Source organism: Psychroserpens algicola (genome assembly GCF_014526325.1).
GTDB classification, from domain to species: Bacteria; Bacteroidota; Bacteroidia; order Flavobacteriales; family Flavobacteriaceae; genus Psychroserpens; species Psychroserpens algicola.
Window position 1 is genome coordinate 1 of sequence record NZ_JACNMJ010000013.1, and the last position, 4,411, is coordinate 4,411.

General features: G+C 31.6%; 3 protein-coding genes. All 3 read right to left on the reverse strand.

The window, feature by feature from the left end:
- Nucleotides 1–453 precede the first annotated feature (453 nt).
- Nucleotides 454–2,421: a putative porin gene (locus tag H7350_RS16955; protein WP_204347116.1), complete on the reverse strand. Its 1,968-nt coding sequence runs from the start codon at nucleotides 2,419–2,421 to the stop codon at nucleotides 454–456.
- Between the two features lie 117 nt (nucleotides 2,422–2,538).
- Entirely contained in the window at nucleotides 2,539–3,450 is a 912-nt protein-coding gene (locus H7350_RS16960; RefSeq protein ID WP_204347117.1) for a hypothetical protein, read from the reverse strand.
- A gap of 9 nt (nucleotides 3,451–3,459) precedes the next feature.
- Nucleotides 3,460–4,305: a DUF1735 domain-containing protein gene (locus tag H7350_RS16965; protein WP_204347118.1), complete on the reverse strand. Its 846-nt coding sequence runs from the start codon at nucleotides 4,303–4,305 to the stop codon at nucleotides 3,460–3,462.
- Nucleotides 4,306–4,411 lie beyond the last annotated feature (106 nt).

Here is a 4,411-nt window from a genome sequence, read left to right on the forward strand (position 1 = left end):
TAACAACTAATCGAAATTGTTATATCTCAGTACTCAAAATGGTCTATTCTTTTGTCTCGAAAATTATCGTTTCCAATAATCCTCTTACGCTGTCAATTCAATATGTTAATGAACTTTTTCTTATCTTTTCTTAAGCACTTTATCACTTAAGCGGGTGCAAATATAAAACCCTTTTTTTATTCCCACAATATCTTTTGACTTTTTTTTTGAAATTATTTTTTTAACCCCAAACCTCTAATCAAAATACTTATGAACGTAACTAAACTTGTTCCGTTTAGCGGGTGCAAATATACAACCCTTATTTTCTTCTTTCCAAAACTTTTTTACTCTTTTTTTAAACTTTATTTTTATCACTACTCTAAACTCTTAATATGAGGACTTTATATTAAGACAAATACCCTTTTTACCAATCATCATAATATTACTCGTGATAGGTTTACAGAGTATTTTACACTAAAGAAAGAAGTTCCATACTAATCCAAATCGTACGGTAAAGTCTCGGTATGGGTTATTAGGAGCAGAAAAATAATCGTAACCCGTGAATGAAGAATTAAAATGTTCTGCTTTCAAAAATATTCTTGTTTGCCTAATCTTAGCATTGACAAAAAAATCTAATCTTGGAAAACCACTCATCTTTGTTTGGGTTTGAGAATAAAACTCTGCCAATAAAGGATCGTAACCGTCCATATAATAATCTGTAAAATAATTGAACGTTATTCCTGTTTGGAGAAACAAAGCATTGTTTTTAAAAAAATGATTTGAATAATAGAAAGTATTCCTGACAACAAAGTCTGGCAAATTAAGTGATTGGCTTTCATCATTAACATTCTGATATAACAAAGAATTATCTAGTGCAAATTTTCCAAATTTTAGTTCCTTATTAATTTTTATTTTGAATAAGTTAATGGTACCATCAATTTGTTTAGGTTTAATAAAACCAATTGAATCATCTAAAGCAAATAACGAAAAGTTATCAATTGTGGTATATTGAAATGAAATATCTAAAAGTTTATCTGATTGGAGCTCAAACTTAAAATCAACATTGTTTTGGTTTTCGAAACTATCTGTATTATCCCAGTTATAATTAATGTAATTGCTTTGGTTGAGTAAGAGGTTATAATTGGGTGCGCTAGAATTGAAATTGATACTACCTTTTAAAGATAGGTCTTCGCTAAATTTATAATCAACACCTCCTAAAAAATAACTTCCCTTAAAGTCTCCAGACATATTTACTCCAAATTGAGAGTTTAATTCAAATTCACCTATGCGTTTTGAATAATCCCCTCTTAAACCTAAAATCTTATCCTTAATTCTATTTCTTATCAATTCATTGTTTAAAATAGTAACTTTATCATATCCGTAATTAATATCATTATAAAATACTCCAAACCCTATATCTCCTAAAGTCAAATTTTTATAATCTAACATTAGTTGAGTTTCAAAATTTTCTAGAGTAACTTTATCTCTTAAACTATTTTGCTTAAAAGAGTCTCCAAAAAAATCGCTACTTGTGGTTTGATCAAATTGAAAATATTTATCTTCAAAATTTACAACATTCCGAATAGCTAAAGAATTACTTAAAGAATCATTAGGCTGAATTAGATAATACCTATGGTTTAAATAAAATCTTTTTCCAACTAAAATATTCTCTGCATTTTGAAAATTAGGCTCAAAAACGGCTCTATCTATAAAGTCTTCATCTCCCGAAGTAAAGCTTATTAAATCCTCATCCTGTAGTCCTCCATTTTCTTCATTCAGTAAATCTTGAGTTACAATATGAGCATTAGCTACGTATTTCTCGTTTTTTGTTTTATAATTTGTGGTAAATCTTAAATTACCTGTGCTTGTTATAGCATGCTGATAGTTTCCTAAAGACCTTAGACCTTTATAAGCAATTGAAAAATTAAATTGTTTAGAAGTATTTACTGTAAAAAATGCATCAAGCAACTGACCTTGTTGAAATGCAGTTTTAAAAAAAAGTTCAGTGAGTGGTGTTGGTACTTCATAATAGAATATGTCCTCCACTTCCATATAATTGAAATGTCTTCCTCTAGCACCAAATTGAGGAAGACTTCTGTTACTCACAACATCTTTTGTTAATTGATTATACGTTTGACCTATGTTAGCAAATGGAATCAATCCGAAATCATCCTTACGAAGATAATTAAACTTATATTCCTTTTTTATTGTAAGTGATGTATCTACATAAGTTGTGTCATTTCTGTAGGAAATAATTTTATATAAATCAATCGTAGCATCTTTATTAATCTTAGATCTTCCATTTCTTCTCGATGTACTATTCTTATCTGAAGAAATAGTATCTGGATTGGTCCTCTTCAATGATTGTTCTATATTTCTAACTTGGGAAAATCCAATGTAGGCGTTAAAAAAAAGAATTACTAAAAATGAAATATTTTTCATGAATAAAATAAAGTTCAAATATAGAACTAAATTTTTGACAGAAAAGTACTCTGCTAGCAAAAAAAAAGCACTGTAGAAATTTCTACAGTGCTTTTGTATATAAAAGTTTAATATACTTTAAATCTTGGTTAACATGATAGTCATTTCAACATCTGCTTGACCACAGTCTCCTGCGCCACCAACAAAGTCTAAAAGATTTAACATGATTACATCATCACCACATGGTAAATCTGCTGCATCTCCTGTATCTAATAGAATCTCAGCTCCACATCCAACTCCTGTTGATATTGGTCCTGAAATTGTTGTTCCGCCTTGAGCAAATGTAAAGTCCACATCTACAACAGGTAATCCTGCTCCAATTCCTGGCAAGTAATCTGCCTGAAATACTCGTGTAAACTCTCCACCTGATCCCTCTGTTAAAGTAACTACTGTTCCATCAGCAAATTGAGGTCCAAATGGTCCATCTCCTGTTGGTACTGTAAGGGTATAATCTCCTAAAGCAAAGCCTGTAGTAGACTCTACTGCCGGACAAATAGTCATTCGCTGTACAGTTGGCTTTTCATCATTAAATCCAACTTGTATTCCTGCATCATTTGTCGATGCTAATACAATATCAAATACCATTGGTTCTGTTAATACAGGTAATTCTGTAAAATCGAACTCGATATCAGCTAAATATGTATACTCAAGTCCTGTACTATTGTCTGGTCCTGCATAACTTGACTCTCCTGCTGGACTTACAATAGATCCAGAGTTAGAGAATGCTGAATTTGGATCTAATCCAGATACACTCACCAAGTTATAACCGATAGTTAAGTCATTTTCAACTCTTGGCACTTGAACATCGATACCTACTCGCGCTCCAACGTCAAAAGATAAGTTGTAATTAAGTGATGCTGGATTGCTTCCAGGAAACTGAATCCAACCTATATTTTCTGTAGGTCTAAATTTTAAATCATCATTATCATCACATGCCGAAAAGCACATAACTAAACAAATCACACTAAATAGTTTTATAATATTTTTCATACGTCTGTTTTATATTTTAGTTAGTGTAAAATTCTGAACAACTGTTGGTCCACAATCAGCTTCTAAATCTTCAAGATAGTTTACTGTATGAACAGTTCCAACATCATCATTATCTAAGTCATACATTGAATTTGATGCACCTGCACCACCAATTACATAACCTGTAACTTGCGTACATGTTACATTGATATCAATAGTATTTAAGTTGAAGAAGTTACATCCAAGTGTAAGTACTACATCAACATCTCTTGCTACACCAGTTCCTGGTAAAAACTCTGCAACAAATGTTCTGTTTGTAGCCTCATCTGGATCTACAGATATTGTTACAGGAACATTTTGTCCGAAGTTACCATTTCCATTATCTGTCAAGATATAGTCACCTACCAAGTAATCTGATGGTACTGGACAAATCTGAAAGATATTTACAGTATGCTGTTGATTTGAAGTAAATGAAGGGTTACTTGCAGTTGTATCTTCTATATTTAATACAATTGTTTCTGCCTGAGGCTCTACACTTACATCTACACCATTTATAGTTAATAATCCAGAGTAAGATCCTGCTGGTATTGTTACCATGTTAGAGGCTAATGCATAGTTCTCTGTTGCTGCAGTACTACTCTCATCAACAGAAACAGTTACTGTTCTATCTGAATCTGATACCGTTGACACTTCGATTTGAACATCTACAGTTCCAGTTCCATCAATAACTACTGCTAAATCTGAACTTGCAGCAGCAAATGCAACTAAACTCTGTCCGTTTACGTTATCAAATACTGTATTGATATTATCATCCTGATCACAACCAAAGAAGGCTACAACTATTAATGATAATATGGTTATTTTAATGTTTTTCATAATCATATATATTTTTTATTAATACCCAGGGTTTTGTTCCGCTGCACTGTTTGCAGTTGTTTCTGATAGTGGAATAGGCATTGTAAATCTGAAATCATCATTTCCT